The 26,129-nt window shown below is 61.2% G+C and carries 25 protein-coding genes; 9 read left to right on the top strand and 16 right to left on the bottom strand.

Going from position 1 to position 26,129, the window contains the following annotated elements; genetic code table 11:
- Window positions 1-114: 114 nt before the first annotated feature.
- The 3 genes from ATY76_RS18230 to ATY76_RS18220 form a co-directional block, all read right to left on the bottom strand.
- A complete protein-coding gene (locus ATY76_RS18230) occupies window positions 115-945 on the bottom strand; it encodes a TolB family protein (protein ID WP_088676158.1) in 831 nt (276 codons plus the stop codon).
- A gap of 44 nt (window positions 946-989) precedes the next feature.
- Entirely contained in the window at window positions 990-2,669 is a 1,680-nt protein-coding gene (locus ATY76_RS18225; protein WP_088676157.1) for an NAD+ synthase, read from the bottom strand.
- A 208-nt stretch (window positions 2,670-2,877) separates the two neighbouring features.
- Window positions 2,878-3,438: a DUF4231 domain-containing protein gene (locus ATY76_RS18220; protein WP_088676156.1), complete on the bottom strand. Its 561-nt coding sequence runs from the start codon at window positions 3,436-3,438 to the stop codon at window positions 2,878-2,880.
- Window positions 3,439-3,647: 209 nt separating this feature from the next.
- Between ATY76_RS18220 and ATY76_RS18215 the strand changes: the two genes are divergently transcribed.
- Entirely contained in the window at window positions 3,648-4,178 is a 531-nt protein-coding gene (locus ATY76_RS18215) for a DUF1003 domain-containing protein (protein WP_088676155.1), read from the top strand.
- Here the strand turns inward: ATY76_RS18215 and ATY76_RS18210 are convergent.
- The gene (locus tag ATY76_RS18210; RefSeq protein WP_088676154.1) at window positions 4,175-4,573 is read right to left on the bottom strand and encodes a GFA family protein; all 399 of its coding nucleotides are present in this window, start codon (window positions 4,571-4,573) and stop codon (window positions 4,175-4,177) included. The genes ATY76_RS18215 and ATY76_RS18210 overlap by 4 nt on opposite strands.
- A 283-nt stretch (window positions 4,574-4,856) precedes the next feature.
- Here ATY76_RS18210 and ATY76_RS18205 point away from each other — a divergent pair, with 283 nt between their 5' ends.
- A complete protein-coding gene (locus tag ATY76_RS18205) occupies window positions 4,857-6,695 on the top strand; it encodes an ABC transporter ATP-binding protein (RefSeq protein ID WP_088676153.1) in 1,839 nt (612 codons plus the stop codon).
- Between the two features lie 58 nt (window positions 6,696-6,753).
- On the opposite strand, the gene ATY76_RS18200 is transcribed toward ATY76_RS18205, so the two are convergent.
- Window positions 6,754-8,127 carry a 3-deoxy-7-phosphoheptulonate synthase class II gene (locus ATY76_RS18200; RefSeq protein ID WP_088676152.1) on the bottom strand — a complete coding sequence of 458 codons (1,374 nt, stop codon included), beginning with the start codon at window positions 8,125-8,127 and terminating at the stop codon, window positions 6,754-6,756.
- Window positions 8,128-8,348: 221 nt separating this feature from the next.
- Here ATY76_RS18200 and ATY76_RS18190 point away from each other — a divergent pair, with 221 nt between their 5' ends.
- Complete coding sequence (locus tag ATY76_RS18190; protein ID WP_088676151.1) at window positions 8,349-9,638, top strand: vWA domain-containing protein; 1,290 nt, start codon at window positions 8,349-8,351, stop codon at window positions 9,636-9,638.
- A gap of 15 nt (window positions 9,639-9,653) precedes the next feature.
- Here ATY76_RS18190 and gor read toward each other — a convergent pair whose 3' ends face one another.
- Window positions 9,654-11,039 carry a glutathione-disulfide reductase gene (gene gor, locus ATY76_RS18185; RefSeq protein WP_088676150.1) on the bottom strand — a complete coding sequence of 462 codons (1,386 nt, stop codon included), beginning with the start codon at window positions 11,037-11,039 and terminating at the stop codon, window positions 9,654-9,656.
- Between the two features lie 207 nt (window positions 11,040-11,246).
- On the opposite strand from gor, the gene ATY76_RS18180 reads away from it, so the two are divergent.
- On the top strand, window positions 11,247-11,465 hold the full coding sequence (locus ATY76_RS18180) for a hypothetical protein (RefSeq protein WP_088676169.1): 219 nt from the start codon (window positions 11,247-11,249) through the stop codon (window positions 11,463-11,465).
- A 20-nt stretch (window positions 11,466-11,485) separates the two neighbouring features.
- Here ATY76_RS18180 and ATY76_RS18175 read toward each other — a convergent pair whose 3' ends face one another.
- The 3 genes from ATY76_RS18175 to rpiA form a co-directional block, all read right to left on the bottom strand.
- Entirely contained in the window at window positions 11,486-11,770 is a 285-nt protein-coding gene (locus ATY76_RS18175; RefSeq protein WP_088676149.1) for an acylphosphatase, read from the bottom strand.
- Between the two features lie 84 nt (window positions 11,771-11,854).
- Window positions 11,855-12,412, bottom strand: coding sequence for a DUF2059 domain-containing protein (locus ATY76_RS18170; protein WP_088676148.1), 558 nt, complete (start codon window positions 12,410-12,412; stop codon window positions 11,855-11,857).
- Between the two features lie 15 nt (window positions 12,413-12,427).
- Window positions 12,428-13,126 (bottom strand): ribose-5-phosphate isomerase RpiA, encoded by a 699-nt coding sequence (gene rpiA / locus ATY76_RS18165; protein ID WP_088676147.1) that lies wholly within the window; start codon window positions 13,124-13,126, stop codon window positions 12,428-12,430.
- A 228-nt stretch (window positions 13,127-13,354) separates the two neighbouring features.
- Here rpiA and ATY76_RS18160 point away from each other — a divergent pair, with 228 nt between their 5' ends.
- A complete protein-coding gene (locus ATY76_RS18160; protein ID WP_088676146.1) occupies window positions 13,355-14,065 on the top strand; it encodes an HAD family hydrolase in 711 nt (236 codons plus the stop codon).
- A gap of 295 nt (window positions 14,066-14,360) precedes the next feature.
- Here the strand turns inward: ATY76_RS18160 and ATY76_RS18155 are convergent, their stop codons facing one another.
- Both ATY76_RS18155 and ATY76_RS33290 read right to left on the bottom strand, forming a co-directional pair.
- Complete coding sequence (locus ATY76_RS18155) at window positions 14,361-16,274, bottom strand: murein L,D-transpeptidase (protein WP_088676145.1); 1,914 nt, start codon at window positions 16,272-16,274, stop codon at window positions 14,361-14,363.
- 92 nt (window positions 16,275-16,366) lie between these two features.
- The gene (locus ATY76_RS33290; RefSeq protein WP_141103970.1) at window positions 16,367-16,696 is read right to left on the bottom strand and encodes a hypothetical protein; all 330 of its coding nucleotides are present in this window, start codon (window positions 16,694-16,696) and stop codon (window positions 16,367-16,369) included.
- Between ATY76_RS33290 and fumC the strand changes: the two genes are divergently transcribed.
- Window positions 16,695-18,086, top strand: a complete 1,392-nt coding sequence (gene fumC / locus ATY76_RS18150) for a class II fumarate hydratase (RefSeq protein ID WP_088676144.1) — start codon at window positions 16,695-16,697, stop codon at window positions 18,084-18,086. The genes ATY76_RS33290 and fumC overlap by 2 nt on opposite strands.
- 315 nt (window positions 18,087-18,401) lie before the next feature.
- Here the strand turns inward: fumC and ATY76_RS18145 are convergent, their stop codons facing one another.
- Window positions 18,402-19,229: a VCBS domain-containing protein gene (locus tag ATY76_RS18145; protein ID WP_088676143.1), complete on the bottom strand. Its 828-nt coding sequence runs from the start codon at window positions 19,227-19,229 to the stop codon at window positions 18,402-18,404.
- A gap of 256 nt (window positions 19,230-19,485) precedes the next feature.
- Here ATY76_RS18145 and ATY76_RS18140 point away from each other — a divergent pair, with 256 nt between their 5' ends.
- Window positions 19,486-21,093: a fumarate hydratase gene (locus ATY76_RS18140; protein ID WP_088676142.1), complete on the top strand. Its 1,608-nt coding sequence runs from the start codon at window positions 19,486-19,488 to the stop codon at window positions 21,091-21,093.
- 104 nt (window positions 21,094-21,197) lie between these two features.
- Here ATY76_RS18140 and ATY76_RS18135 read toward each other — a convergent pair whose 3' ends face one another.
- Window positions 21,198-21,488: a hypothetical protein gene (locus tag ATY76_RS18135; RefSeq protein WP_348627523.1), complete on the bottom strand. Its 291-nt coding sequence runs from the start codon at window positions 21,486-21,488 to the stop codon at window positions 21,198-21,200.
- Window positions 21,489-21,682: 194 nt separating this feature from the next.
- On the opposite strand from ATY76_RS18135, the gene ATY76_RS18130 reads away from it, so the two are divergent.
- Window positions 21,683-22,750: a GGDEF domain-containing protein gene (locus tag ATY76_RS18130; RefSeq protein WP_088676141.1), complete on the top strand. Its 1,068-nt coding sequence runs from the start codon at window positions 21,683-21,685 to the stop codon at window positions 22,748-22,750.
- 25 nt (window positions 22,751-22,775) lie between these two features.
- On the opposite strand, the gene ATY76_RS18125 is transcribed toward ATY76_RS18130, so the two are convergent.
- Window positions 22,776-23,387 (bottom strand): pyridoxamine 5'-phosphate oxidase family protein, encoded by a 612-nt coding sequence (locus tag ATY76_RS18125; RefSeq protein WP_088676140.1) that lies wholly within the window; start codon window positions 23,385-23,387, stop codon window positions 22,776-22,778.
- Between the two features lie 36 nt (window positions 23,388-23,423).
- Entirely contained in the window at window positions 23,424-24,398 is a 975-nt protein-coding gene (locus ATY76_RS18120) for an alpha/beta fold hydrolase (RefSeq protein WP_088676139.1), read from the bottom strand.
- 46 nt (window positions 24,399-24,444) lie between these two features.
- On the opposite strand from ATY76_RS18120, the gene ATY76_RS18115 reads away from it, so the two are divergent.
- Window positions 24,445-24,912 (top strand): MarR family transcriptional regulator, encoded by a 468-nt coding sequence (locus tag ATY76_RS18115; protein ID WP_088676138.1) that lies wholly within the window; start codon window positions 24,445-24,447, stop codon window positions 24,910-24,912.
- Window positions 24,913-24,915: 3 nt separating this feature from the next.
- Here the strand turns inward: ATY76_RS18115 and ATY76_RS18110 are convergent, their stop codons facing one another.
- Entirely contained in the window at window positions 24,916-26,106 is a 1,191-nt protein-coding gene (locus ATY76_RS18110; RefSeq protein ID WP_088676137.1) for a low temperature requirement protein A, read from the bottom strand.
- Between the last annotated feature and the right edge of the window lie 23 nt (window positions 26,107-26,129).

Raw genomic sequence — 26,129 nt, 5'->3', positions numbered from 1 at the left:
GCGTTAAAAGACAGCCGGTTTCTGAAACGGTTCCCAGCAAAGTGTTCGAGTAGGAGCGGTCTCTCGATATCATCAGATACCCACCACCCCATCACAAAAGGCAGTGCGCCCGTCTCAAGAACTCACCGGAAAATACCTGACATAAGCAAACTCGTCACCGTCCGGTGACCAGCAGGGCACGTTGATCGTGCCCTGCCCGCCGAATAGCTCGAACAGCGTCTTCAGATTGCCGCCATCCATATCCATCAGCCGCAGCCGCACGTCGAGATCTCGTGGATGGTCGAAAACGCTGGGATCGTAGGACAGGATCAGCACCTTGTCGTTCTTGGGCGATGGATGAGCAAACCAGTTGCCCTGATTGTCCGAGGTCACCTGTTCGAGCCCGCTGCCGTCTGGATGGATGCGCCAGATCTGCATCAGCCCGGTGCGGCTAGAATTGAAATAGATCCATTGCCCGTCGGCGGAATAATCCGGCCCGTCGTTGCGGCCCTCGCCATGCGTCAGCCGCGTCTCGGCGCCGCCGTCGACGGAGATCGTGTAGATGTCGAAGAGGTCGTCGCGGATGCCGCAATAGGCGAGCTGGCGCCCATCCGGCGACCAGCCATGCCAGTAGGACGGCTGGTTCTCAGTGACGAGCCGCGGCGTGCCGCCCTCGATCGGCAGGATATAGATCGACGACTTGCCAAATTCAGTCTTGTCGGAAATGACGATCTCAGTACCATCGGGCGAGATGCCGTGGTCATTATTGCAGTTGACGGCAAAGCCGGTATCGACCTGAACAACCTCGCCGCCATCGAGCGGAATCCGGAAGAGCAGCCCATCACCGTTCAGCAGGAGATAGGAGCCGTCGGGAGCGAAATTCGGCGCCTCCACCAGCTGATCCGTCTGCCAGACCTCACGCGCCCTGCCCGTCCTAACATTGTAGATCTCGACCGAGCTGCGCATGTCTCTTCTCCCTGATATCGATTGCGTCAGCGATCTCGATTGCGTCAGCGATCCCGGAACCGGTTGGTGATGGGATAACGCCGGTCGCGCCCGAAATTCTTCTTGGTGATCTTCACGCCCGGCGCCGACTGCCGGCGCTTGTATTCGGCGAGATAGAGAAGATGTTCGACGCGGTGAACGGTCGCCACGTCATGGCCGCGCGCGACGATTTCTTCAACCGCCATCTCCTTCTCCACCAGGCATTCGAGAATATCGTCGAGGACGGGGTAAGGCGGCAGCGAATCCTGGTCCTTCTGGTCGGGACGCAGCTCGGCGGATGGGGCCTTGTCGATGATATTCTGCGGGATCACCTCGCCTGACGGCCCAAGCGCGCTCGGCGGCACGTTTTCGTTGCGCCAGCGGGCCAGCGCATAGACCTGCATCTTGTAGAGGTCCTTGATCGGGTTGAAGCCGCCGTTCATGTCGCCATAAAGCGTGGCGTAGCCGACCGACATTTCCGACTTGTTGCCCGTCGTCACCACCATCGCGCCGAACTTGTTGGAGATCGCCATCAGGATGACGCCACGCGCGCGGCTCTGCAGGTTCTCTTCGGTGATGCCGCTATCCGTCCCCTCGAAGAGATCGGCAAGCGCGCTGCTGAAACCCGTCACCGGCTCCTCAATCGGCACGATGTCATAGCGGCAGCCGAGCGCCTTGGCGCAATCGGCCGCATCCTTCAGCGAATCCTCCGAAGTATAGCGGTAGGGCAGCATCACGGTGCGCACCCGCTCCTCGCCCAACGCGTCGACGGCGATCGCCGCGCAGATCGCCGAGTCGATGCCGCCGGAAAGGCCGAGCACCACAGTCTTGAAGCCGTTCTTGTTGACGTAATCGCGGAAGCCCAGCAGGCAGGCGCGGTAATCGGCCTCCTCACCCTCGGGAATATGCGCTGTCGGCCCTTCGGCGCAATGCCAGCCGGCTTCGCCGCGCTTCCATGTCGTCACCGCCAGCGCGGTTTCGAACTGGCTCATCTGGAAGGCGAGCGACTTGTCGGCGTTGAAGGCGAAGCTCGCGCCATCGAAGACAAGCTCGTCCTGGCCGCCGAGCTGGGCGGCATAGACCAGCGGCAGGCCGGTCTCGATCACCTGCTTCAGCACCACCTGATGGCGGATATCCACCTTGCCGCGATAATAGGGCGAGCCGTTCGGCGACAGCAGGATTTCCGCGCCGCTTTCTGCCAGCGTCTCGCAGACGCCGAGTTCGCCCCAGATATCCTCGCAGATCGGGATGCCGAGCCTCACGCCGCGGAAATTCACCGGCCCCGGCATGGCGCCCTGAACGAACACGCGCTTCTCGTCGAACTCGCCGTAATTCGGCAGGTCCACCTTGTCGCGCACGGCGATCACCTTGCCGCCGTCGAGCACGGCAACGGAATTGTAGCGCCCGGTTTCATCCTGCCGGGGAAAGCCGATGAGAACGCCCGGCCCACCATCGGCGGTATCGGCCGCCAGGCTTTCCACCGCCTTCCAGCAGGCGCGGATGAAAGCAGGCTTCAGCACCAGATCCTCCGGCGGATAGCCGGAGATGAAAAGCTCGGTCAGGACAAGCAGATCGGCGCCTTCCCGCGCCGCATCGGCGCGCGCCTCGCGGGCTTTGGCAAGATTGCCGGCGACATCGCCGACCGTGGGATTGAGCTGGCCGACCGCAATGCGGAAGATACCGGAGAGAGCGTTTTCCTGTGTCATGTCATTTATTTAGCCTGCAGCTTCCGCAACGGCAACCTGTTCGCAATGAAAGCAGCGCCTGGCAGTGACGAAATTTTTGTGACCGGATTACTTGAGCTCGCTGGGCAAGAGAGATGAGCGATTTCGCGCAAGGAGGTCGATCCCAGGGTCTTGGATGATGATGGCGAAGGTCGCCTGAGCCACTCGCGGAATTGTACCGTTGCACTGGCTAATTCTTTGGCTTTGCCCCCTTGCCGGTCTGATCCTTCTCTGGTGAAGGTTCATCTTCGGGTTTGTCCAGGTCTTTGAAAAATATCGCCGTCTCCTTGTCGAGAACGTCGTTGATCAACTGTTGATAGTGGACGATATTTTCCTTCCAGTCGTCGGAACCGACAGGCTTTCCTATCTGTCTCAATCTGTATTGGTCGCGCAATCGCCTGATTTTGGTCGCCGCCGAATAGTTGGCGATCCATCGACGATCAAATCGTCCTATACGGCGTATTCCTTCAAGGATTGCCGCAAGCGCGGCCATGCCGGTTGCAACCGTAGTCAGCAACGCAGACGAACCGAAAAAGCTATCTGTTTTGCCGGCCTCAGCGATGACGACGGGCGTAAGCACGCCGAATATCATAACCGCGATGGACAAATTGGTTTGAGCAACTCTGCACAGCTTTATTTCACCGTTATAGTAACGCAGGTCATTCTCGATCCGAGAAAACATCTTATGCTCTTGCTTAAGCCATCTCTGCTCACTGGATAAAGCGGCGTTTTCCGTCCCCATCACATCCATTGTCGTGTCTCCCCAGCCACCCGGCACTCAACCTAGCATAGAATAACACGACTGAAAATAGATCTGACATTCACAAGGCGCTCGAAGGTTTAGTTCTTCAGCTGGTCATCGTCGCGATCTCCGTGTTACCGGGGCACCGATACGCCGCATTGCAATTTACCGCCGGAGCGGAATACTGCGCCGAAAGCGACAGCACCGGAAACAAGGCCATGTATAATCTTTCGAACTTCGTGCACCATCATTTCGACAAGCCGGCCGATGAACTCGGCGCCATCGAAAAGCGGGTGCTGGCAAAAGCGCACGAGCGCAAGATCATCTCGACCGACGTCAACGCCGCTTTTTCTGCCGAGGCCTCGTTCGGCGCGCGCGTTGCCGATGGCATCGCCCGCATCGGCGGTTCGTGGTCCTTCATCCTCGCTTTCCTGGCTTTCCTAGTCGTCTGGACCCTGATCAACACCCTTATCCTCGCAAGCGGCGCCTTCGACCCCTACCCCTTTGTCTTCCTCAATCTGATCCTGTCGATGCTCGCAGCCATCCAGGCGCCGATCATCATGATGTCGCAGAACCGCCAGGCCGAGCGCGACCGCTTCGAGGCCGCAAAGGATTATGAAGTGAACCTGAAGGCCGAGCTCGAAGTGCTGTCACTACACCAGAAGATCGACATGAGCGTTCTGACCGAGCTGACGGCGCTGCGCGAGGATGTCGCTCGCCTCACCGCCGCACTCTCTGCGAAAAGCTAGACCGGATATCTGTCATACTGTGGCAGCCCGTCTGATATCTCGTAGAAATCGCCCTTGTCGGCGCAGTAGATGTGGTGACTGAAGGCAAGGCCGGTCGGCTCGTCGAAACTTCCGGCCATGACCGAAACCTCCACCGCTTCGTCGCCCTGCCAGAACAGCGCCGAGCCGCAATTCGAACAGAAGCCGCGCTGCGCCTCGCCGCTGGACCGATACCAGCGTACCGTCTCCGCGCCTTCGACCGAAAGAGCGGTGCGCGGCACGTTGACCGCCGCATAATAAAACCCCGTCTGCCGGCGGCATTGCGAGCAGTGGCAGCCGACGACGGGGCCGGGCTTTCCCGCAATCGAATATCGCACGGCGCCGCAAAGGCAGCCGCCTGTATGCCGTTCGGTCATGACCACTCCTCCATTTTTTTCAGAAGTTGCCGTCGTTCGGACCATGCGTCAAATCCATTCCGTTCAACGAAAGATCATAAATCTTGAAGCTCGCTCACTCCGCGGGACAACCTCCCGCTGTTGCTCATAGACAACACTCGCCTATCTCCTCCCGTCCCCGCGTTGAATTGATGCCGGTTCTCGGTGATACTGCCGGCTCAATTCATTCAAGCTTGGGAGACTGACATGAGAGCGACCCTGTCCAAACAGAAAGGAAACATCGCCCACAAGGACATTCTGCTTCATGCACACTCCGTTCTCCCGCGCGAGGAAAAGCTCGCGACGTCATAACCTCTTCCTGAACTTCTTCCGCGACGATTGGAATGCCGCCGACCGCGAGCGGCGCTGGTCGCGCATGCGCAAGTTCCTCTCTTACTACCGCCCGCATCTGCCTTTGCTGCTGGCGGATCTGCTTTGCGCCATCCTCGTTGCCGGCACGGCGGTGGCCCTGCCGCTCTGTGCCAATATCGTCACCAGCCGTCTTCTGACGCTGCCCGACGCGCCGCAGGTCTTTGCCCAGATCCTGGCGATGGGCGGCGTCATGCTGGCCGTTCTGGCGGTCCAGATCGCTGCGATCTTCTTCGTCGATTATCGCGGCCACGTCATGGGCGCCCACATCGAAGCGACGGTGCGGCAGGAGCTCTTCGAGCATTGCCAGAAACTCTCCTTCAGCTTCTACGACCGCCAGCGCACCGGGCAGCTGATGAGCCGCATCACCAATGACTCTCTCTGGCTCGGCGAACTCTTCCACCACGGCCCCGAGGATCTTTCCATCGCCGTGCTGAAATATGGCGGCGCCATGCTGGTGCTGTTCTTCATCGATCCTCCTTTGGCGACCCTGATCCTGCTGCTCACGCCGGTCGCGGTGGCTTACGCGCTCTATTTCAACCGGCGCATGAACCGCGCCCTCGAAGCCAGCAAGCGGCAGATCGCGGCCGTCAACGAGCGGGTGGAGGATGCTCTGGCAGGCATCCGTGTCGTCCAGTCCTTCGCCAACGAGGCGCTGGAAAGACAGCGCTTTGACGCACAGAACCAGCGTTTCCTGCAAAGCCGCGCCGAAGGCTACCGCAGCGAGGCCTGGTTTTCGGTCGGCACCGAAACCTTTGCCCAGCTGGTCACTATATTGGTGATCATCGTCGGAGGCTTGCGTATCCTGTCGGCGGATCTCACCGTCCCCGACATGCTGACCTTCCTGCTCTGCGTCGCCGTACTGGTCGATCCGGTGCAGCGGCTCGCCAACTTCGTGCGTCTCTGGCAGGAGGGCTATACCGGCTTCATCAGGGCCATGGAAATCCTGGAGATCGCGCCCGATATCACCGATCGGCCGGACGCCCGTCCGATGCCCGCGCCCAAGGGCGAGATCAGCTTTTCCGACGTCGCCTTCGGCTACGAGGCCGATGGCCCCAGCGTCCTGGAGCGGCTGTCGCTGACCATTGCCCCCGGAGAGTTCGTCGCCTTGGTCGGCCCCTCCGGCGTCGGCAAGAGCACGCTCTGCGCCCTCATCCCACGCTTCTATGATGTCGAGGCCGGGGCGATACGCATCGACGGCACCGATGTAAGAGACGTGACGCTCGCCTCGCTTCGGCGCCATGTCGGCGTGGTGCAGCAGGATGTCTACCTCTTCGCCGGCACCGTTGCGGAAAACCTGCGCTACGGCAGGCCGGATGCGACCGATGACGAACTCGAAGCTGCCGCCCGCGCCGCCAACGCGCACGATTTCATCATTGCCCTGCCCAATGGCTATGACACCGATATCGGCCAGCGCGGCGTCAAGCTTTCGGGCGGCCAGCGCCAGCGCATTACCATCGCCCGCGCCTTCCTCAAGGATCCTGAGATCCTGATCTTCGACGAGGCGACCAGCGCGCTCGACAATGAGAGCGAACGGGCGGTGCAGCAGGCGCTGCTCAGTCTCGCGAACGGCCGCACCACCCTGGTCATCGCCCATCGTCTGTCGACCGTCCGTCATGCCGACCGCATCCTGGTGCTGACGGGCGACGGCATCGTCGAACAGGGCACGCATGACGATCTGATGACGCAAGGCGGCGTTTACGCCAGCTTGCACAGTGTCCAGGCGAGCATCTGAAGGCAATAAAAAACCCGGCATCACGCCGGGTTTTTCCGTTATTCGTTTCAGCCTGGTCTCAGCCGTTGACGACCATACGTTTCTCGTCGCGGCCGCCCTTCATGCGCTCGGCAAGCAGGAAGGCGAGTTCGAGCGCCTGGTCGGAATTGAGACGCGGATCGCAATGGGTGTGGTAGCGGTCCTGCAGATCGTCGGCAGTGACGGCGCGGGCGCCGCCGGTGCATTCCGTCACGTCCTTGCCGGTCATTTCGACATGGATGCCGCCGGGATGCGTGCCTTCGGCGCGGTGGATCTGGAAGAAGCTTTCGACTTCCGAGAGGATCCGCTCGAAGGGACGGGTCTTGTAGTTGTTGAGCGTGATCGTGTTGCCGTGCATCGGATCGCAGGACCAGACGACCTTGCGGCCTTCGCGCTCGACCGCGCGGATGAGGCGCGGCAGGTTTTCGGCGACCTTCTCATGGCCGAAGCGGCAGATGAGCGTCAGGCGGCCGGCTTCATTGGCCGGATTCAGGATATCGATCAGCTGCAGCAGATCGTCGGCCTGCAGCGATGGGCCGCATTTCAGGCCGATCGGGTTCTTGATGCCGCGGCAATATTCGATATGCGCATGGTCTGCTTGACGCGTGCGGTCGCCGATCCAGATCATGTGGCCCGATGTGGCGTACCAGTCGCCCGAGGTGGAGTCGACGCGGGTCAGCGCCTCTTCGTAGCCGAGCAGCAGCGCCTCGTGGCTGGTGAAGAAATCGGTCTCGCGCAGGCTCGGCTGGTTCTCCGAGGTGATGCCGATTGCCTTCATGAAATCCATGGTTTCGCTGATGCGGTCGGCAAGCTTGCGATAGCGCTCACCCTGCGGGCTGTCCTTGACGAAGCCCAGCATCCACTGATGCACGTTTTCGAGATTGGCGTAACCGCCCATTGCGAAGGCGCGCAGCAGGTTCAGCGTGGCGGCCGACTGGCGGTAGGCCATGGCCTGGCGTTCCGGGTTCGGAATGCGCGACTCTTCGGTGAACTCGATGCCATTGATGATGTCGCCGCGATAGGCCGGCAGCGTCACGTCGCCCTGCTTCTCGACGTTGGACGAACGCGGCTTGGCGAACTGGCCGGCGATGCGGCCGACCTTGACGACCGGCAGCTGCGCGCCGAAGGTCAGGACGACGGCCATCTGCAGGAAGGCGCGGAAGAAGTCGCGGATATTGTCGGCGCCGTGTTCGGCGAAGCTCTCGGCGCAGTCGCCGCCCTGCAGCAGGAAGCCGTTGCCTTCTGCGACATTGGCAAGATGCTTCTTCAGACGGCGCGCCTCGCCTGCGAAGACGAGCGGCGGATAGCTGGCGAGCTGGGCTTCCGTTGCCGCCAAAGCGGCCGCATCAGGATACTCGGGAACCTGCAGGATCGGTTTCTGCCGCCAGCTGCTCGGGGTCCAATTCTCTGCCATCACACTCACCTCACTCACATCCATCGCCGGGATGCCCTGTCTTAATATTTGGCGGCTTATAGACTTTTAGATCAGCCTTGCAAAGGCCAATCGCCGCAAGCTTATCGCCGCGCCTCTGCAGTCCGCATTCACGGGTTAAACCGGAATATACCATGTCGCTTTCCCCATATTTTAGACTTTGCATGTAGAAGCGGAAAGAGTTTCAACATTGGGGACATGTGATGGCGATCCTTCCGCCCGGTTTCATATCGGACCGCTCGGGCAATTTTGGCATCATGACTGCGCTGCTGATGCTGCCGCTGCTTGGCGCCGCCGGCATGGCTGTGGATTTCGCCCATGCATTGAGCCTGAGGACGCAGCTTTACGCCGCCGCCGATGCCGCCGCCGTCGGTTCGATCGCCGAAAAATCCGGCGCGGTCGCCGCCGCGATGACGATGAGCGGCAACGGCACGATCTCGCTTGGCAAAACCGATGCCCGCAACATCTTCATGTCTCAGATGTCGGGCGAGCTCACCGATATTCAAGTCGATCTCGGCATCGACGTCACCAAGGCCGCCAACAAGCTGAACTCGCAGGTTTCCTTCACGGCGACCGTGCCGACCACCTTCATGCGCGTGCTCGGCCGGGATTCGATCACCATCTCGGGCACGGCAACGGCCGAATATCAGACCGCTTCCTTCATGGATTTCTACATCCTGCTGGACAACACCCCGTCAATGGGCGTCGGCGCCACCGCAAAAGACGTCTCGACGATGGAAAAGAACACCAGCGATAGCTGCGCCTTCGCCTGCCATGAAACGCAAAACAGCAACAACTACTACAATCTCGCCAAGAGGCTCGGCGTCAGCATGCGCATCGACGTCGTGCGCCAGGCGACCAAGGAACTGACGCAGACCGCAAAAGCGACGCGGGTTTCCACCAATCAATTCCAAATGGGCGTCTACACCTTCGGCACCAAGGCCGAAGACGCCAAGCTCACCACCATCTCCGATCCGACCGACAATCTCGATCAGGTACGCACCTATACCGACGCCGTTGATCTGATGACCATTCCGTATCAGGGTTATAACAACGACCAGCAGACAAGCTTCGACAACGCTCTGACGCAGATGAACGACATCATCACCACCCCTGGCGACGGCAGCACTTCCACGACGCGGCAGAAGATCCTGTTCTTCGTTTCGGACGGCGTCGGCGACAGCGAGAAGCCGAAGGGCTGCACCAAGAGACTCACCGGCAAGCGGTGCCAGGAGCCGATCGACACTTCCTTCTGCAAGCCGCTGAAGGACAAGGGCATCAGGATTGCGGTGCTTTACACGACCTACCTGCCTCTGCCGAAAAACAGCTGGTACAATACCTGGATCAGCCCCTTCCAGAGCCAGATCCCGACCAAGATGCAGGAATGCGCCTCGCCGGGCCTCTATTTCGAGGTGACCCCGACCGAAGGTATCGCCGATGCGATGAAGGCACTCTTCCTCAAGGTCATCCGTGCGCCGCGCATTACCAGCTAAGCGCACACGGGAGCCTCAAACGCGCTGCCCGTCGCGGATGCGGTAGGTCGGCGCATACATGGTGACGAGCTCTTCGGCCGCGGTCGGATGCAGCGCCATCGTCCTGTCGAAATCGTCCTTGGTGCAGCCGGCCTTCAGCGTGATGCCGAGCAGCTGCGCCATTTCGCCGGCATCATGGCCAAGAATATGGGCGCCCACCACCTTGCGGCTCGCCGCATCGACGATCAGCTTCATGATCATCCGCTCAGGCCGGCCGGAAAGCGTGGCCTTCAGCGGCCGGAACTGGGCGCGGTACACTTCGAGCTCGCCGTACCGCTTGCCCGCCTCCTCTTCCGACAGGCCGACGGTGCCGATCTCCGGCTGCGAGAAGACGGCGGTCGGGATCAGCTCGTAATCCGGCCGGGTGGGATTGTTCTTGTATTCGGTCTCGATGAAGCACATCGCCTCGTGAATCGCCACCGGCGTCAGTTGTACCCGGTTGGTGACATCGCCGAGCGCATAGATGTTTTCGACGTTGGTGCGGGAATAATCGTCGACGATGATGGCGCCGCGCTCATCGACGGCGACGCCGGCCGCTTCGAGGCCGAGGCCCTCCGTGTTCGGATCACGCCCGAGCGCCAGCATGACGACGTCGGCCCGCAGCGTGCCGCTGTTCAGCGTCTCGAGAACGAGACCGTCCTCGCCCTTCGAAACCTGCTGCAGCGTGTCATGGCAGAGAATGCGGATGCCCTTGGCGACCATCGCCTCATGCAGCCCGCGCCTCAGATCCTCGTCGAAGCGCGAGAGGATCTCGGCGCCGCGGTAGATCAGCGTCGTCTCGACGCCGAGACCGTGGAAGATATTGGCGAATTCGACGGCGATGTAACCGCCGCCGGCGATGACGATCGATTTCGGCAGCTCCTCGAGATGAAAGGCCTCGTTGGAGAAGATGCAAAGCTCGTGGCCGGGGAGCGCGGCATGCGGGTTCGGCCGGCCGCCGGTCGCGATCACGATCGTCTTCGCCGTCACCGTCTGCCCGGTGTTCATCAATCGCACCGTATGGGCATCGACGAGCTCGGCGCGTGTTTCCAGGATTTCGGCATTGGCGCCGGCGAGGCCCTTTTTGTACAGGCCTTCCAGCCGGGCGATCTCGGCATCCTTGGCCGCCACCAGTTTCTTCCAGTCGAAGCTGCTTTCGCCGACCGTCCAGCCGAAGCCCGCTGCATCCTCGAAGTGCTCGTGGAACTGCGACGCATAGACGAAGAGCTTCTTCGGGACGCAGCCGCGGATGACGCAGGTGCCGCCGTAGCGGTACTCCTCGGCGATCGCCACCTTCTTGCCGAGCGAAGCGGCGACACGAGCGCCGCGCACGCCGCCGGAACCGCCACCGATGACGAAGAGGTCGTAATCATAGGAAGACATGAGAAGCTCCGGAAGGAATCGCAGGAAGGACGTCCCTGATATAGGGGCGATCCTCATCAAAACAAAAGCCCCGCTCCTGCATCTTCCCGTTCTCCATCGCCAAATCTTGCTCCGTCAACGTTGACCACTGTCATCGTCAGGGTTGACCAGGCCCGCTGCGGCTGGCAGGGCAATGCAGGGAAACGGAAAAGCATGCCGGAGCAGATTATGGATCAAACTCTCTTCGCCAACCTGTGCAAGGCCGGCAAATTCAAGGAAGCGCTCAACCTCGCCATCCAGGGCCACGAGAACGAGAAATTCACGCCGAGCCGCTTCGCCATGGACAAGAAAACCGGACTGCCGATCTTCTACCGCGGCAATAAGCGCGTGGAGCCGGACGAGACGGGCGTATGGCAATTGGCCAAGAGTTCGAAGGATTGGGGCTGAGCGCCAGGCCGCACCTGCTATCAGCCGGTGATGCGGAAATCCGCCGGCGTCTTCTCGAGGCGGATCGTTTCCGTCTCGACGCCTGAAACCGATGCGCCCGCAGGGCCGCGCTTCAAACGCTCGATCATCGCCGAAATCGCGCCATCCGATCCGGCGATCAGGGCGGCCACCGATCCGTCCGCTTCGTTGCGTACCCAGCCTGTGACCCCGAGCCGCAACGCCTCATCGCGCGTCCACACGCGAAATCCCACGCCTTGGACCTTGCCTGATATCCGCGCTCGTACAGCCTCGTATTGATCGGACATGTTGCCTCGCCGGTCACTGCGGCATCCATCATAACAAAAAAGCCCGGACGATGCCGGGCTTTCGCAAATTCTGACAGGCAGGCCTTACTGCTGGGCGGCCGGTGCCGGGGCAACCGGGCTGTCGGTTGCCGGCGGCGGTGCCTTGATGACCTTGGAAAGTTCGGCGTTGCTCTGCTTTTCCAGATCGCGGGAAATGCCCTGCGCCCAGATGTCGGCGGCCTTCGCGGTTTCGCGCGAAGCGACCGGGCCGTCGCGCAGCAGCTTCTTGCCGACGTCGGAGGTGTAGAAGGCGGCGATCGCCTTCAGCTCGTCGACCGTGAAAGCCTTGGCATAGGTGAGTGCGGCTTCCTTTTCGAGATCGCCGCGGCGCGGCGCCAGCGCCAGCGCCTGCGCATCGACCGTCGAAGAGATGATGTCCTGGTAGTTCGGCGAATCCTGGATGAGGCCGGCCTTCAGACGCTCGGCAAGGCCCGGCAGGATGTTGTCGAACTGGGCCGTGGCGCCGATGGCGTCGATCGCCGCGCGCGCAGCCTTCAGCTGCTCATCGGAGGCTTCCTGCGCCTTGACGGCGGAGCCGAAGGCAAGCCCGGAAAGAACGATGGTCGCAGCGGCGAAACGGCCAAGTCCTGCAATGTTCATCATGAGTGTATGCTCCTGTTATCTGTTCGCCTGCAGCGTGCGCGCACCCGCAGGACCGGCAATGATCGCAAGTGCCGCCATATTGATAAAGAGCCCGTGTTCGACGACGCCGGGTATGGAATTCAGCTCGCTCGAAAGCGCCTCTGCATCAGGAATGCGGCCAAAAGATGCATCGATGATGTGATGGCCGCCATCCGTGGTAAACTCTCCGTCACCCGACTGGCGCAGGCTGAGCTCACCGGAAAGGCCAAGCCGCGCCGCAACCTTTTCGATCGCCATCCGGGTCGAGACGAGGCCGAACGGATTGACCTCGATCGGCAGCGCGTAGGCGCCGAGCGTGTCGACCAGCTTGCTCTCGTCGGCGATGACGATCATCCGCTGCGAAGCGGCGGCAACGATCTTTTCGCGCAGCAGCGCGCCGCCGCCGCCCTTGATGAGTCTCAGCGCTGCGTCGACCTCATCGGCGCCGTCGATCGTCAGATCAAGCGCCGGCAGCTCGTCGAGCGACTTCAGCGGCACGCCCAGTTCGACGCAGAGCCGCGCGGTTCTTTCGGACGTCGGGACACCCTCGACCTTGAAGCCGCCGGCGACCTTCTCCGCCAGCAGCCGGACGAACTCTTCGGCCGTGCTGCCGGTGCCGATCCCAAGGCGCATCCCGCTTTCGACATGGGCAAGTGCGGCCTCGGCGGCCTTGATCTTCATTTCGCGCGCATCCATGCGCCGCCAGCTCCTGATATTGCGTTGGATGTGCTGTTTACACGGCTCGCCAGGCAAACGAAAGTCAAAATCATCACGGAAAATGAAAAGCCGAAACAAATGCCTGCGGCCTCCCTGCTCGTCCCCAGGCCGTTGCTTTCCACCGCGCGATAACATACCTCAGGAGCGACTTGGTCGCTCCCGGAGGCGACCCTCGCCAGACGCCCTATCGCTTAAAGAGGCAAACCCTTGACCCCTGCCCCCGCTCATCAGGCGCTTGTCGTCTTCGATCTCGACGGAACGCTTCTCGATACCCATGTCGATCTCGTCGAAAGCCTGAACCATACGATCGCAGCCCTCGGCCTCGAACCGGTCAGCTATGACGATCTCACCCATCTCGTCGGCCAGGGCGCGCGGGTAATGATCGAACGCGCCTGCCGCCTGCGCGGCCATCCGCTCGCCGCAGACGCCCTGCAGCCGCTGGTCGAGCGCTTCGTCGCCCACTATGCCGGCAACATGCCCGGTCATACCGAGCCCTATCCGGGCCTGGTCGCCGCGATGGAGCGGCTGAAATCCGCCGGCTATAGGCTCGCCGTCTGCACCAACAAAATGGAGAGCCTCGCGCGCGGTCTGCTCGACAAGCTCGATCTCACCCACTATTTCGCCGCCATCACCGGCGGCGACACTTTCGAACACCGCAAACCCGACGCTCGCCATCTGACGGGCACGATCGAGCGCGCCGGCGGCGATCTCTCCCGAACCGTGATGATCGGCGACAGCATCAACGATATCGCCGTAGCGAGAAACGCCGGCGTGCCATCGATCGCCGTGCCCTTCGGCTATTCGGACGTGCCGGCCTCGACGTTGAACCCGGATGTGATCATCACGCATTATGATGAACTGACGGTGGAGCTGGTGGATGGGCTGCTGCGGGAATATGCGGAGAAGGTTGCGGTCTGAGGCGTCCGCTCACCTATCCTCCCTCATTCCTGTGCCTGTCACAGGAATCCAGCCGGCTTGCGTCCGCAAGCCGAATAGACTCTGAGCTGAATATGAGATCGCTCCTGCAATCGCATCATTTATCAACGGAAATTTCCCGCCGCATGGACACGCGGCTGCTCGATTCCTGTGACGAGCACAGGGATGAGGGACGAGTTTGGCGCGCCGGTTTGCCAAACCAACGCTCACCTATTCCTCGCCCTATACAAAACGGGCGGCCCGAAGACCGCCCATTCAATAACCCGACAAACCTGTATCAGATCTGCGCCCCACGCGCCTTCGTCGTCGCGTCGAAAGCTTTGTCGACATAGGCGTCGCGGCCGTAGACGTCGTCGAAATATTCCACCACGCCGTCCTTGTTCGGCCAGGCGGTGAAATAGGAAACGTAAACCGGGATCTTCTGCGGCACTCTCACCGCGTGGTTCTGGCCGGTAGCGATCTGCTTTGCGACCTCCTGGACAGTCGTGCCGAGCACGGCCGCCGCCATGGCGCGCGGATCGGCAAGGCGCACGCAGCCGTGGCTGAGAGCCCGCATGTCCCGTTTGAAGAAGCTCTTCGAAGGCGTGTCATGCATGTAAATCGCATGGCTGTTCGGGAACAGGATCTTCAGTTCGCCGAGCGCATTGTCGCTGCTTGGCGGCTGGCGCACCGAGACGTTCTGTGTCGAGCCGTACCAATCGACGCTGGACGAGGCGACGGCGTGGCCGTTGACTTCGACTTCGTAGCCGAGCTGGTCGAGATAGTTCGGGTCCGAGCGCAGCTTCGGCAGCATCTCATTGATGATGATCGACTGCGGCACGCCCCAGAACGGGTTGAACTCCACCGTCTCGATCTCGTCGTTGAAGAAATAGGTCTGATTGTTCTTGCCGCCGACCACCACGCGCATCGACAGCTGTTCCTTGCCGTCATTGTGGTAGTAGGCCATGTAGGCGGGCTGGTTGATCATGACGTAACGGGAACCGAGGTCCTCCGGCAGCCAGCGCGCCTGCTCCAAGGCAACGACGAGCTTGTCGATCTTCGAGGCGCTGGTGTCGCCGCCGGTCATGGCGCGTACCGTCGCCTGGCCGATGACGCCGTCCGGCTTCAGGCCGCGCTCCTTCTGGAAGTCCTCGACCAGCGAGACGATGTCGGGAGAATAGTCGCTGCTGCCGGTGTAGGCGGCAAGCGTCGCCGCATGATCGGTCTTCAGCGTCTCGGAACCATGCTTCTGCAGCGCCTTGACGATATTGGCGATCTCCGGAGAGCTGTCGCCCGGCCGAAGCAGTCCGCTGAGCGAAATGACGATGTGCTCCTCGCTACCGCCATCAGCGGCCCGCAGCTTCGCAAGCTCGGTCTTCAGCGCCAGGAACTGCGGGCTGTCGGGCGAACGGCTGGCGATGTAAGCGCCGACATCGGGGCTCATGCGGGCAAGTTTCAGCACCGGCGTCAGATTGACGACCTTGCGCTGAAAATCGTGATAGCCGGAAATCTTGTTCGGATCGATGCGGCCGCGCACCGTGTCCTGCACGAAGGCCAGCACCTTGGCCGAAAGATCGAGTTCGAATTGCGTCAACGCCCGGTCGCGTACGGCGGGATCGGGATTTGCCGGATCGATCTCGGGCGCCTGAACGGCATAATCGGCCGCATCGAGCCCGACCGAGGACGCATCGGCAAGCGTCGCCATCGCCGACTTGGCGCGCTCGTTGATCTGGTTGCCGTCGACCCAGACGAGTGGATTGCGGTTGTCGCCATAATAGGCTTCGAGCGCCTTGGCGACGTCGGCATTGGCGCGGACCTTCGCCTGCGCCAGGAAGCGGCGCTGCACCACGGGTTCGGCAGTGGAATCGCCGCCCGGCGAAACTTCGGCAACCGCACCGGTGACGATCGGATCGGCGAACTTGCTGGTATCGACGAATTGCAGCATTTCGGTCTTGTAGGTGTAGTAGCGCGGACCGCTCACCTTTGGCAGCGGCGCTTCCGGATCGAGCCCGCCCAGCGATCCGCCGGTCGCGCCGCGCGGCGCCACCCGGCCGGGCGGCATCTGGTCCATGAAGATGGTGCTCTGGGTCCGCTGCCTGTCGCCGCGCAGCATATCCATCAGCGTATAGGCATGCGCGGGAGCGGCACTCATTACCGCCAGCCCGCAGGAAATTGCCAATGCGGATACCGCGCCTTTCAAAACGAACGTCATATATCTTCCAGTCCCGGTGTCATGCTGTTCTTGTCACGAGCGCAAAGCTCAAGCTCAAATCCCGCGAAACTCACGCAGCGTCGGTTCCTTCATCAGAAATTCGCCTCCGCCGCCAGCGCCGGCGGACTCAATTTCATGTGAGAGGAATCCTGCGCGTCGCCGCGCAACAGTTCACACAAAATTATGAAATTATTAGTTAATTTTTTACCGAATTTTCGCCGCCGGACCAGTGCGACAAAAACGTGCCGACGCATAAAATTTCCAAAGTGGCCGAAAAAGCACGCCGTCCGGCCAAACCAAACATGAGTGCAATATTCAATATTTCGTGCGGTATCCGGTTTTCTTGTCACGGTTTCCAACCTATAAGACCACATCTTTGGAATATGCCAGAAAACAGCATGTAAAGGGAAGGCAAGGCCCATGACCGCAACCCGCACGGAAACCGATACTTTTGGCCCCATCGACGTCGCCGCCGACCGATATTGGGGCGCCCAGGCGGAGCGCTCGCTCGGCAATTTCAAGATCGGCTGGGAAAAGCAGCCGCTGTCGATCGTGCGCGCACTCGGCATCGTCAAGCAGGCGGCCGCCCGCGCCAACATGTCGCTCGGCCAGCTCGATCCGGCCCTCGGCAAAGCCATCGTCGACGCCGCCCAGGAAGTGATCGACGGCAAGCTCGACGACCATTTTCCGCTGGTCGTCTGGCAGACCGGATCCGGCACGCAGTCCAACATGAATGCCAACGAAGTGATCTCCAATCGTGCCATAGAAATGCTGGGTGGCGTCATGGGTTCCAAGAAGCCCGTGCACCCCAACGATCACGTTAACATGAGCCAGTCGTCGAACGATACCTATCCGACGGCCATGCACATCGCCTGCGCCGAACGGATCGCCCATCACCTGCTGCCGGCCCTGAAGCACCTGCATGCCGCCCTCGACATGAAGGTCACGGAGTTCAGCCACATCATCAAGATCGGCCGCACCCACACCCAGGACGCAACGCCGCTGACCCTCGGCCAGGAATTCTCCGGTTATGCCGCCCAGGTCGGCTCCGCCATCAAGCGCATCGAGATGACCCTGCCCGGCCTTTGCGAGCTCGCCCAGGGCGGCACTGCCGTCGGCACCGGCCTCAATGCGCCGGTGGGCTTTGCCGAGAAGGTGGCCGAAGAGATCGCCGCCATCACGGACATGCCTTTCGTCACCGCGCCGAACAAGTTCGAGGCGCTCGCTTCGCATGACAGCATGGTTTTCAGCCACGGCGCCATCAACGCGGCCGCTGCCGCCCTCTTCAAGATCGCCAACGACATTCGCCTGCTCGGCTCCGGCCCCCGCGCCGGCCTCGGCGAACTGGCGCTGCCGGAAAACGAGCCCGGCTCGTCGATCATGCCCGGCAAGGTAAATCCGACGCAATGCGAGGCGCTGACGCAAGTCTGCGTTCACATCTTCGGCAATCACGCGGCGCTGACCTTTGCCGACAGCCAGGGCCATTTCGAGCTCAACGTCTACAATCCGATGATGGCCTATAATTTCCTGCAGTCGGTACAGCTGCTCGCCGACGCCGCCGTCTCCTTCACCGACAATTGCGTTGTCGGCATCGAAGCGCGCGAAGACAACATCAAGGCCGGCCTGGAACGCTCGCTGATGCTGGTCACCGCGCTCGCGCCGAAGATCGGCTACGACGCCGCCGCCAAGATCGCCAAGACCGCGCACAAGAACGGCACGACGCTGAAGGAAGAGGCACTCGCCAGCGGCCTCGTCTCCGCGGAGGATTACGACGCGATCGTGCGTCCGGAAACGATGATCGGCCCGAGATAGGACGGTTGATGCCGGCTACACGCACGCCGTCCATTGTTGCTCTTCGCTTGCGCTCAGCCTCTTCTCCCGCTGGGGAGAAGAGGTCCGTGGTGACGCCGCATTCCTCTCTCTCGTCCGCCAGGAGCGAGAGGAAGAGGACAGGCCAGCCACTTGCTCCCTCATTCCTGTGCCTGTCACAGGAATCCAGCCACGGCGCGTGCGCGCCGTGAATGAATCAACACTTCAAGGGAAAGAGTCTTTCGCGCCCAACGACTTGGGCGCACTGGATTCCTGTGACGAGCACAGGAATGAGGGAGAGTTTGTTGGCGCCAAACATCACACCAACAGCGAGAAATTGTCCATCACGACCGCATTACCCATGAAGTCGAAGCGGATTTCGTCGATGTCTTCGATGCTGACCTCGAAATTGGGACCGGTAACCTCGAGCTCTTGCTGATAGACGATCTGCCCGTCGTTCAAGGCGGTGAGCGTCAGCAGAAACGGTGATGCCGACAATTCGGCGATCGAGACGCCCTGAAAGGTGAACTCCCCGCCATCGACCATTGTCAACGTCACGGGCGCCGAACCCGGCGATAGCACGGTATCGCTGAAGCCGTCCTCGGTGATGGCGTCGACGCCCGGGATGGTATCGTAGACGATACCGTTCAGAAGCGTCAGTTCCTGACTGCCGTTCACGGAGAGCGCAAAACCACGATAGTTGGGAAGGAAGAAATTATCCGCCCTCGACGTGACGCCCATGTCGTCGAAATCCAGGATCTCGTGGTATTTTTCGCCTTCATTGACGCCGTCGATCGCGAGCGTCAGCACGCCGAGGTCCGTGCCCCCTGAGCCATCGGACATTTTGTAGCTTAGCGTCTCGATGAGCTGATCGGATTTCCCCAAATTTTTCACCACGTCGAGCGTATAGTCCAGTTCGTACGTGAAGTGACCGTCAGGTTTCACCTTGAAGGTTCCGTACTTGCCCTCAATGATCGTTTCGTGGTCAGGCCCATGTTTGGCGTCGATACGCACACCATTGACGAAGCGGGCATACATCTGCGCTCCCTCGGGATCGCTGGCGAGGCGCAGCAGATCTCCGCGGATCAAATCATTTTCGAAAAATACGAGAAGGTCGTCGACAGCAGTTGGCTTTGCATTTGTCATTGGAAGCCCCGGCAGGTTAACGCTGGCGGGAATATGAACCGGCCCTGAACCGAAGGCAACCTGAAGTCGTCGTCTTGGCGACAAATGTCGATTTCGTTTTCTTTCACTCGCCTGCCGCGTGTGGCGTGCCGACCGTAGAACACGGCACGACATGGTTCCACCGCAGAGTCCGTCCGCATCCTGATTGCTTTTACCCGGCGGCGGATTTAGACCGGTTCCAATCTAGCGACGCACGCCCACCAGAAAGGTCACTTCGATGGCTGACGATCTCTTCCCCCTCGGCAAGGATGCCACCCTCTATCGCAAGATCAGCAGCGACTACGTCTCTGTCGACACTTTCAAGGGCCAGGAGATCCTGAGCGTCGAGCCGGAAGGCATGCGCCTGCTTGCCGAAACCGCCTTTGCCGACATCAACCACCTGCTGCGCCCCGGCCACCTGAAGCAGCTCGCTTCGATTCTCGACGATCCTGAAGCCACCGACAACGACCGCTTCGTCGCCTACGATCTCCTGAAGAACGCCAATATCGCCGCCGGCGGCGTGCTGCCCATGTGCCAGGACACCGGCACGGCGATCATCATGGGCAAGAAGGGCCGCAGGGTCTGGACCGAGGGCGGGGATACGGCAGCGCTTTCCCGAGGCGTCCTCGACGCCTATGAGAAGAAGAATCTGCGCTATTCGCAGCTCGCGCCGGTAAAAATGTTCGAGGAGAAGAACACCAAGAACAACCTGCCGGCGCAGATCGATATCTATGAGGAAGGCACTGACTCTTACGATTTCCTCTTCGTCGCCAAGGGCGGCGGCTCGGCCAACAAAACTTTTCTTTATCAGGGCACGCCCTCGCTTTTGACCCATGACCGGATGATCGACTTCCTTAGGGAGAAGATCCTCACGCTAGGGACGGCTGCCTGTCCCCCCTACCATCTGGCGATCGTCATCGGCGGCACCTCGGCCGAGATGAACCTGAAGACGGTCAAGCTCGCCTCGACCCGCTATCTCGACGAATTGCCGACCGAAGGTTCCGAGAGCGGCCACGCCTTCCGCGACATCGAGATGGAAAAGGAAATCCACAAGCTGACGCAGCAGATGGGCGTCGGCGCCCAGTTCGGCGGCAAATATTTCTGTCATGACGTGCGTGTCATCCGCCTGCCCCGCCACGGCGCCTCGCTGCCGATCGGCCTCGGCGTCTCCTGTTCCGCCGACCGCCAGGCCAAGGGCAAGATCACCCGCGACGGCATCTTCGTCGAGCAGCTCGAAACCGATCCGTCGAAATATATGCCCGAGATCGACGAGGCGAAGCTTTCCGAATCCGTCGTGCGCATCGACCTCAACCAGCCAATGGCCGCGATCCTCGCCGAACTGTCGAAGCATCCCGTCAAGACGCGCCTGTCGCTGACCGGCACCATCATCGTCGCGCGCGATCTCGCCCATGCCAAGATCCGCGAACGGCTGGAAAAGGGCGAAGGCATGCCCGATTACCTGAAAAACCATCCGGTCTATTACGCCGGCCCCGCCAAGACGCCGGCCGGCTATGCCTCCGGCTCCTTCGGCCCGACGACGGCCGGCCGCATGGACAGCTACGTCGATCAGTTCCAGTCCTTCGGCGGCTCGATGGTGATGCTCGCCAAGGGCAACCGCTCGCGCGCCGTGCGCGAAGCCTGCAAGAAGCACGGCGGCTTCTACCTGGGTTCGATCGGCGGCCCCGCAGCCCGCCTCGCCCAGGACTGCATCCGCAAGGTCGAGGTCTTCGAATATCCCGAACTCGGCATGGAAGCCGTGTGGAAGATCGAAGTCGAAAACTTCCCCGCCTTCATCGTCATCGACGACAAGGGCAATGATTTCTTCCAGGAACTGAATTTGGGTTGATTGCGGCGCCAGTTGACGAGCGGCAGAGCCAGAAATGCATTGAACGTAAGCGAGGGGCGGAAGCAACCGGAGCCATTTGCGGTTATCAGCCTCTCACACCGCGTCTACTGCGTCGACGCCTCGTCCGCTGTATCGATATCCTGTGCCATCACGGCTGTAGGACGAGGTCGCGCTACATCTGCGTCATCCACCCTGGCCAGTATCTCAGTACGGAATACTCCGGCGAAAATACCGGTATGCTCCAGCAGCAAGGCACTGGCGGTGATGACAGTTAAGCCGAGAATGGTAACAGCAATGGGACGAGACCTTTTCATGATCTCATCTTTGGGTCTGCAGGTGTCGACAAGATGAATACGATCCGCGAGCCAGAGAATAACTGTAAGTTTTTTAAACACCCTACCCGCCAAGCGGGTATGCATTGCTCCGCCGAAGATACGTTTTTCGATGCAAAATCATAGGCCTGCTTGAGATATCGCCTCACTTCGAAGTTCTCATATGTAATCTTTGGTATATGTCGCTTTAATCTTTTCCCAAGAAATTTAAGCTACGAAATAAAATATTGCCTTCGAATACATGAGGAGTTCGCCGGATGAACACGGCTGTCGCGCCCAAGGTGCAGGTCCCCGACGTAGCGGGTCAGATCACCTATGCCATGCGCTCGATGGGCGTCGCGCCGATACCCCGCAATTACGAACTCTTCTATGAGGCCTATATCGGCTCCAATCCGGCACTCACCCGAGAGCTCGCAGCTCTCGGCAGCCAGGCGACCCAGGCCGAACTCGATGCGCTCGGCGCGCAATATTTCACCAACAGCCCTGCCCGCGTCTATGATGACGCCCATACGCGCATCTCGGGCGAACTTGACGGCCTGCTGCGGATCCTGAGGCAGGAGCAAAGCTCGCTCGAAAGCTATACGAGGCTGCTCGGCGAAACCCATAAGCGCATCACCTCCAAGAGCAATGCCAGCGTCGAACTGATCGAAAGCGCCATCGAACTCCTGAGCCAGGCGACCGGCGACACGATGGCGCATGGCGAACGCACCGTCGAGGATGTCGTCCAGCGTTCGCAGGAAATGGATCAGGTCCGCAAGGAACTCGACGAATATAAGCGCATCGCCAATACCGACTCGCTGACGCGCCTTTCCAATCGCCGCGCTTTCGACGATCGCCTCGCCGCCGTCTTCAACAATCCCGGCATGCGGCCGGTTACTGCCCTGTTGCTGGCCGACATCGATAATTTCAAGAAGATCAACGACACCTACGGCCATCCGGTCGGCGACAAGATCCTGGCCACCGTCGCATCCGTCATCCGCAGCAATGTCCGGCGCGATGTTTTCGTCGCCCGCGCCGGCGGCGAGGAATTCGCGCTGATCATCGAGGGCAATACGACTGAGGAAGTAATCGCGATTGCCGAGCGCATCCGCCGCACGCTTGAAACGACCCCCTTCAAGAATTCCCGAACGCGGGTAAATTACGGGCCGGTCACCGTCTCGATCGGCGTCTGCATGGCCTCCAATGCCGAGGATGCCGGCGAACTCTACAGCAAGACCGACATCGCTCTCTACGGCGCCAAGAATGCCGGCCGCAACTGCACCATCCTTTATGAGGATGGCATGCAGAAGGATTTCACCAAAAGCTGGCTGATTTATAAGGCCTGACGCCCATCACTGCTTGGTGACTGTTTCACCACATCGTCTTCGCAGCGCGGCCGGGCCATTCCCGGTCGTAGGTTTCCTGATCGAAATCGCTGACCGCGGCCTTCAGCATCTGCCCCGGCGTCGGCAGGCCTGCCGGATCGGCGAAATGCGCGGCATTCCAGAGTTCCGCCCGCATCACGGCGCGGGCGCACTGGAAATAGACCTCGTCGATCGCAATGACGATGACGGTGCGCGGATGTTTGCCGTCCATCTCGAAACTCGAAAGCAGCGCCTCGTCATTGGAGACGACGCCGCGGCCGTTGATGCGCATCGTCGTGTTCGAGCCGGGAATCAGGAACATCAGCGCAAGCCGGGGGTCGCGCACGATGTTGGAGAGCGAATCGACGCGGTTGTTGCCGCGCCAGTCCGGCAGATGAAGCGTCCCGTCGTCGATGACGCGCACCACGCCGCCGAGATCGCCGCGCGGTGAACAATCGAGCCCTTCCGGCCCGACGGTCGCAAGCGCGGCGAAGGGCGAGATCTCGATCATCTCGCGATAGTGCGGCGTCAGCCGCTTGGTCACCTTGTCGACCGAGGCCTGCGATAGGCCTGCGCCGTAGATCGTATTGAGCTCTTCGATGCTGCTGATGACTTTCATGAGGCGTCCCGCCGCGGCTTGATATCCGCGCGGACGCTACAATGCCGCGCGCCTGACCGGAAGCTCAAAAAACGGAATGATCTCCGCATCTTTTTTGATGGTTTCGCTGGTCTCCTCTTGCGGGCTACCGTCCAGGAAAGCCGCAACCGCGCCGAGGACGGGGGCCGCGCCGACGATGCGCCGATGTCCGAAGCCGTTCGCCCAGAACAGCCGCACGTTCTTGGCGGCTGCGCCATAACGCCTGGCATGGGCCGCCGACACTTCCTTGTCGTCCTCTGCGTGAATGACGAGCACAGGCTGCGTGATCGCGCCCGCCGTATTGCTAGCGTCGAATTCCTCGAGTCGCCGTCCGGTGACACGGTGAACCTCGTTTTCGAGCGCCGCCTGCGCTGAAGGACGAAGCTCGATCATCCGGCCGAAATCGGTGAAGAGCCAAGCCATCTCGCTCGGCGCGCCGATCAGCACCAGTCGCTCGCCGTTGATAGGCGCGACATCGGAAAGCAGGCCGGCTGCCGAGACCATCAGTGCTGCCCCGCCAAAGGAATGGCCGATCGCCGCGTCGAAGGCGCCGAACCGCTCCTCTGCCGCCGCGATCGCTTGGACCGCAAGCCCCATATGCAGAAAACGCCCGCCCGCGCGCCCGTGACCGGGAAAATCGAGCGCCACGACCTCGGCTCCCGTTGCCGCCAGCATGGAAACGAGATCGGCCATGTAGACGGCGCTGGAGCCCCAGCCATGCGTGACGAGATAGCGCCTGCGCTTGCCGAGCGCCCCGCCGTTCAGCCGGTAGGCATGTGCCTTGGCGCCGCCGGAAAGCTTCAGCACAAAGCGCTCCGCGCCTTGAAGCCGCGCCGCCCCCGCGGCATGCGCCGCCTTCGCCTTGCCACCCTTCGGCCGCGGCGATGGCGTGCGGCAGAACAGCTGGAACGCCGCCCTGCCCGCCAGCCTGGGAGAAACCGCCTGCAGGCCCCAAAATCCCAGGCGGATGACCTTGAGCGCGAAATTTGCCATAGTGGGAATCCAAAACATGTTCAACACTGAACAATAAAGTACAACGATGAACAAAAATCAATCCCTTCCCTGGGATCATCCGCGTTTTCGCAGCTGGATCGCGGTGGCTCGCGCCTGTCAGCTCATGCAGCAGTCCCTGGCGCGCTCGCTTGCCGATCTCGATATCAAGCCGCCGCATCTCGATATTCTGGTCAATCTCTATCGCTTCGAAGGCATCTCCCAGCAGGAGCTGGCGCGCAAGCTGCTGGTCGGCCGCTCCAATATGAGCATGCTCCTGCCGCAGATGGAAAAACGCGGGCTGATCGAACGGCGCGGCGACGCGCGCGACAAGCGTGTGCTCCGCCTCCATCTCACCGGAGAAGGCCGCAGGCTGACCGAGGCGGCCATGGCGATCCAGACCGACCTCATCGAACGCACGCTTTCCGACGAGCCGATCGAGCAATGCATGGCGACCGCCACGTCCATGGAGCGCATCATCACCGTGCTGCTCAAGGACCTCAGCGACGAAGATTGACGGTCAATGCAGCGTCGGCGTGGGCGATGTGCCGCTCAGCGAGCGATATTCCCAGGCGGCGACGGCGATCAACACCAGCGTCGCCAGAATGCCCAGCAAATAGAGCTCGATGAAGGGCGCCACGAAGGCAAGCAGGATGACGGCCACCAGACCACCGAGATGCGACAGCGGCATCCGCCCGCTGGTCGCACCCTTGAACCAGAGATTGCCGATCAGGAACAGGCCGGAGCCGCCGAGCACCGCCGCGGCGACGCCGACATCGCCGGTCTCGTGCGGGTGTGAGAACATGAACTCCACCGCCACCGCATGCACGATGATACCGGCCAGAATCGGAATATGGCCATAGGTAAAGGCGAGCCGCGCCAGCCTCCCAGGCGTTTCCTCGTGCTCGATGCGATGGGCGGCGCGCTCATGGCCGAAGCGGAAATAGAGCCACCACATGGCGACCGTACCGATGAAGGCGGTCACAAAGATAAGACTCGTCAGACCTGAGATCGGCAGCTCGGCAAAGGTGCGGCCGGAAACGAGGATCGCTTCGCCGAGGCAGATGATGACGAAGAGCGCGCAGCGCTCGGCCATATGCGCCCCGGAAACGTCCCAATCGCTCGGCATCGAGCGGCCGAGCCCCGGCACCGCAAAGCCCGCGGCCGGCCCGGCATATTCGATCGCCAGCGCGATCATCCAGGCGATCAGCCGGGCTTCGTGCTCCAGCAATCCGCCGGCAATCCAGAAGATCGCGGCCACAGAGAGCCAGCTTGTGATGCGGGCAAAATTCAGCGTGTTGGCGCGGTCGACACGCGTCATCGCATAGGTCGCAAACAGCGAGCGTCCGACCTGCATCGCCACATAGGCCCCGGCAAAGAGCAGCCCCTTGTCGCCGAAGGCCTCGGGGATGGAGGCGGAAAGCACCAGCCCCAGCATCATCAGCACGACCAGCATGCCGCGCACCGGCATCTTGTCGGGATCGAGCCAGTTCGTCACCCAGGTGGTGAAGATCCACACCCACCAGACGGCAAACGTCATCAGCGCCGCTTCGGCCGCGCCGAGTGGCGTGTAGTGGGCGGCAAGCGCGTGCGAAAGCTGCGAGATCGAAAAGACGAAGACAAGATCGAAGAACAGTTCGAGGAAGGTCACCTTGCTGCCGGCCGCGCTGCCCTTGGCGCGCAGCCAGTTCTTTCTAGTCGCTTTCGCCATGTGTCCCCCGATGGCCGGTTATG

Source organism: Rhizobium sp. R339 (genome assembly GCF_002211395.1).
Lineage (GTDB): Bacteria > Pseudomonadota > Alphaproteobacteria > Rhizobiales > Rhizobiaceae > Rhizobium.
The sequence above is the reverse complement of the archived record's forward strand: the minus strand, read 5'-3'. Positions and strand labels throughout refer to the sequence as shown.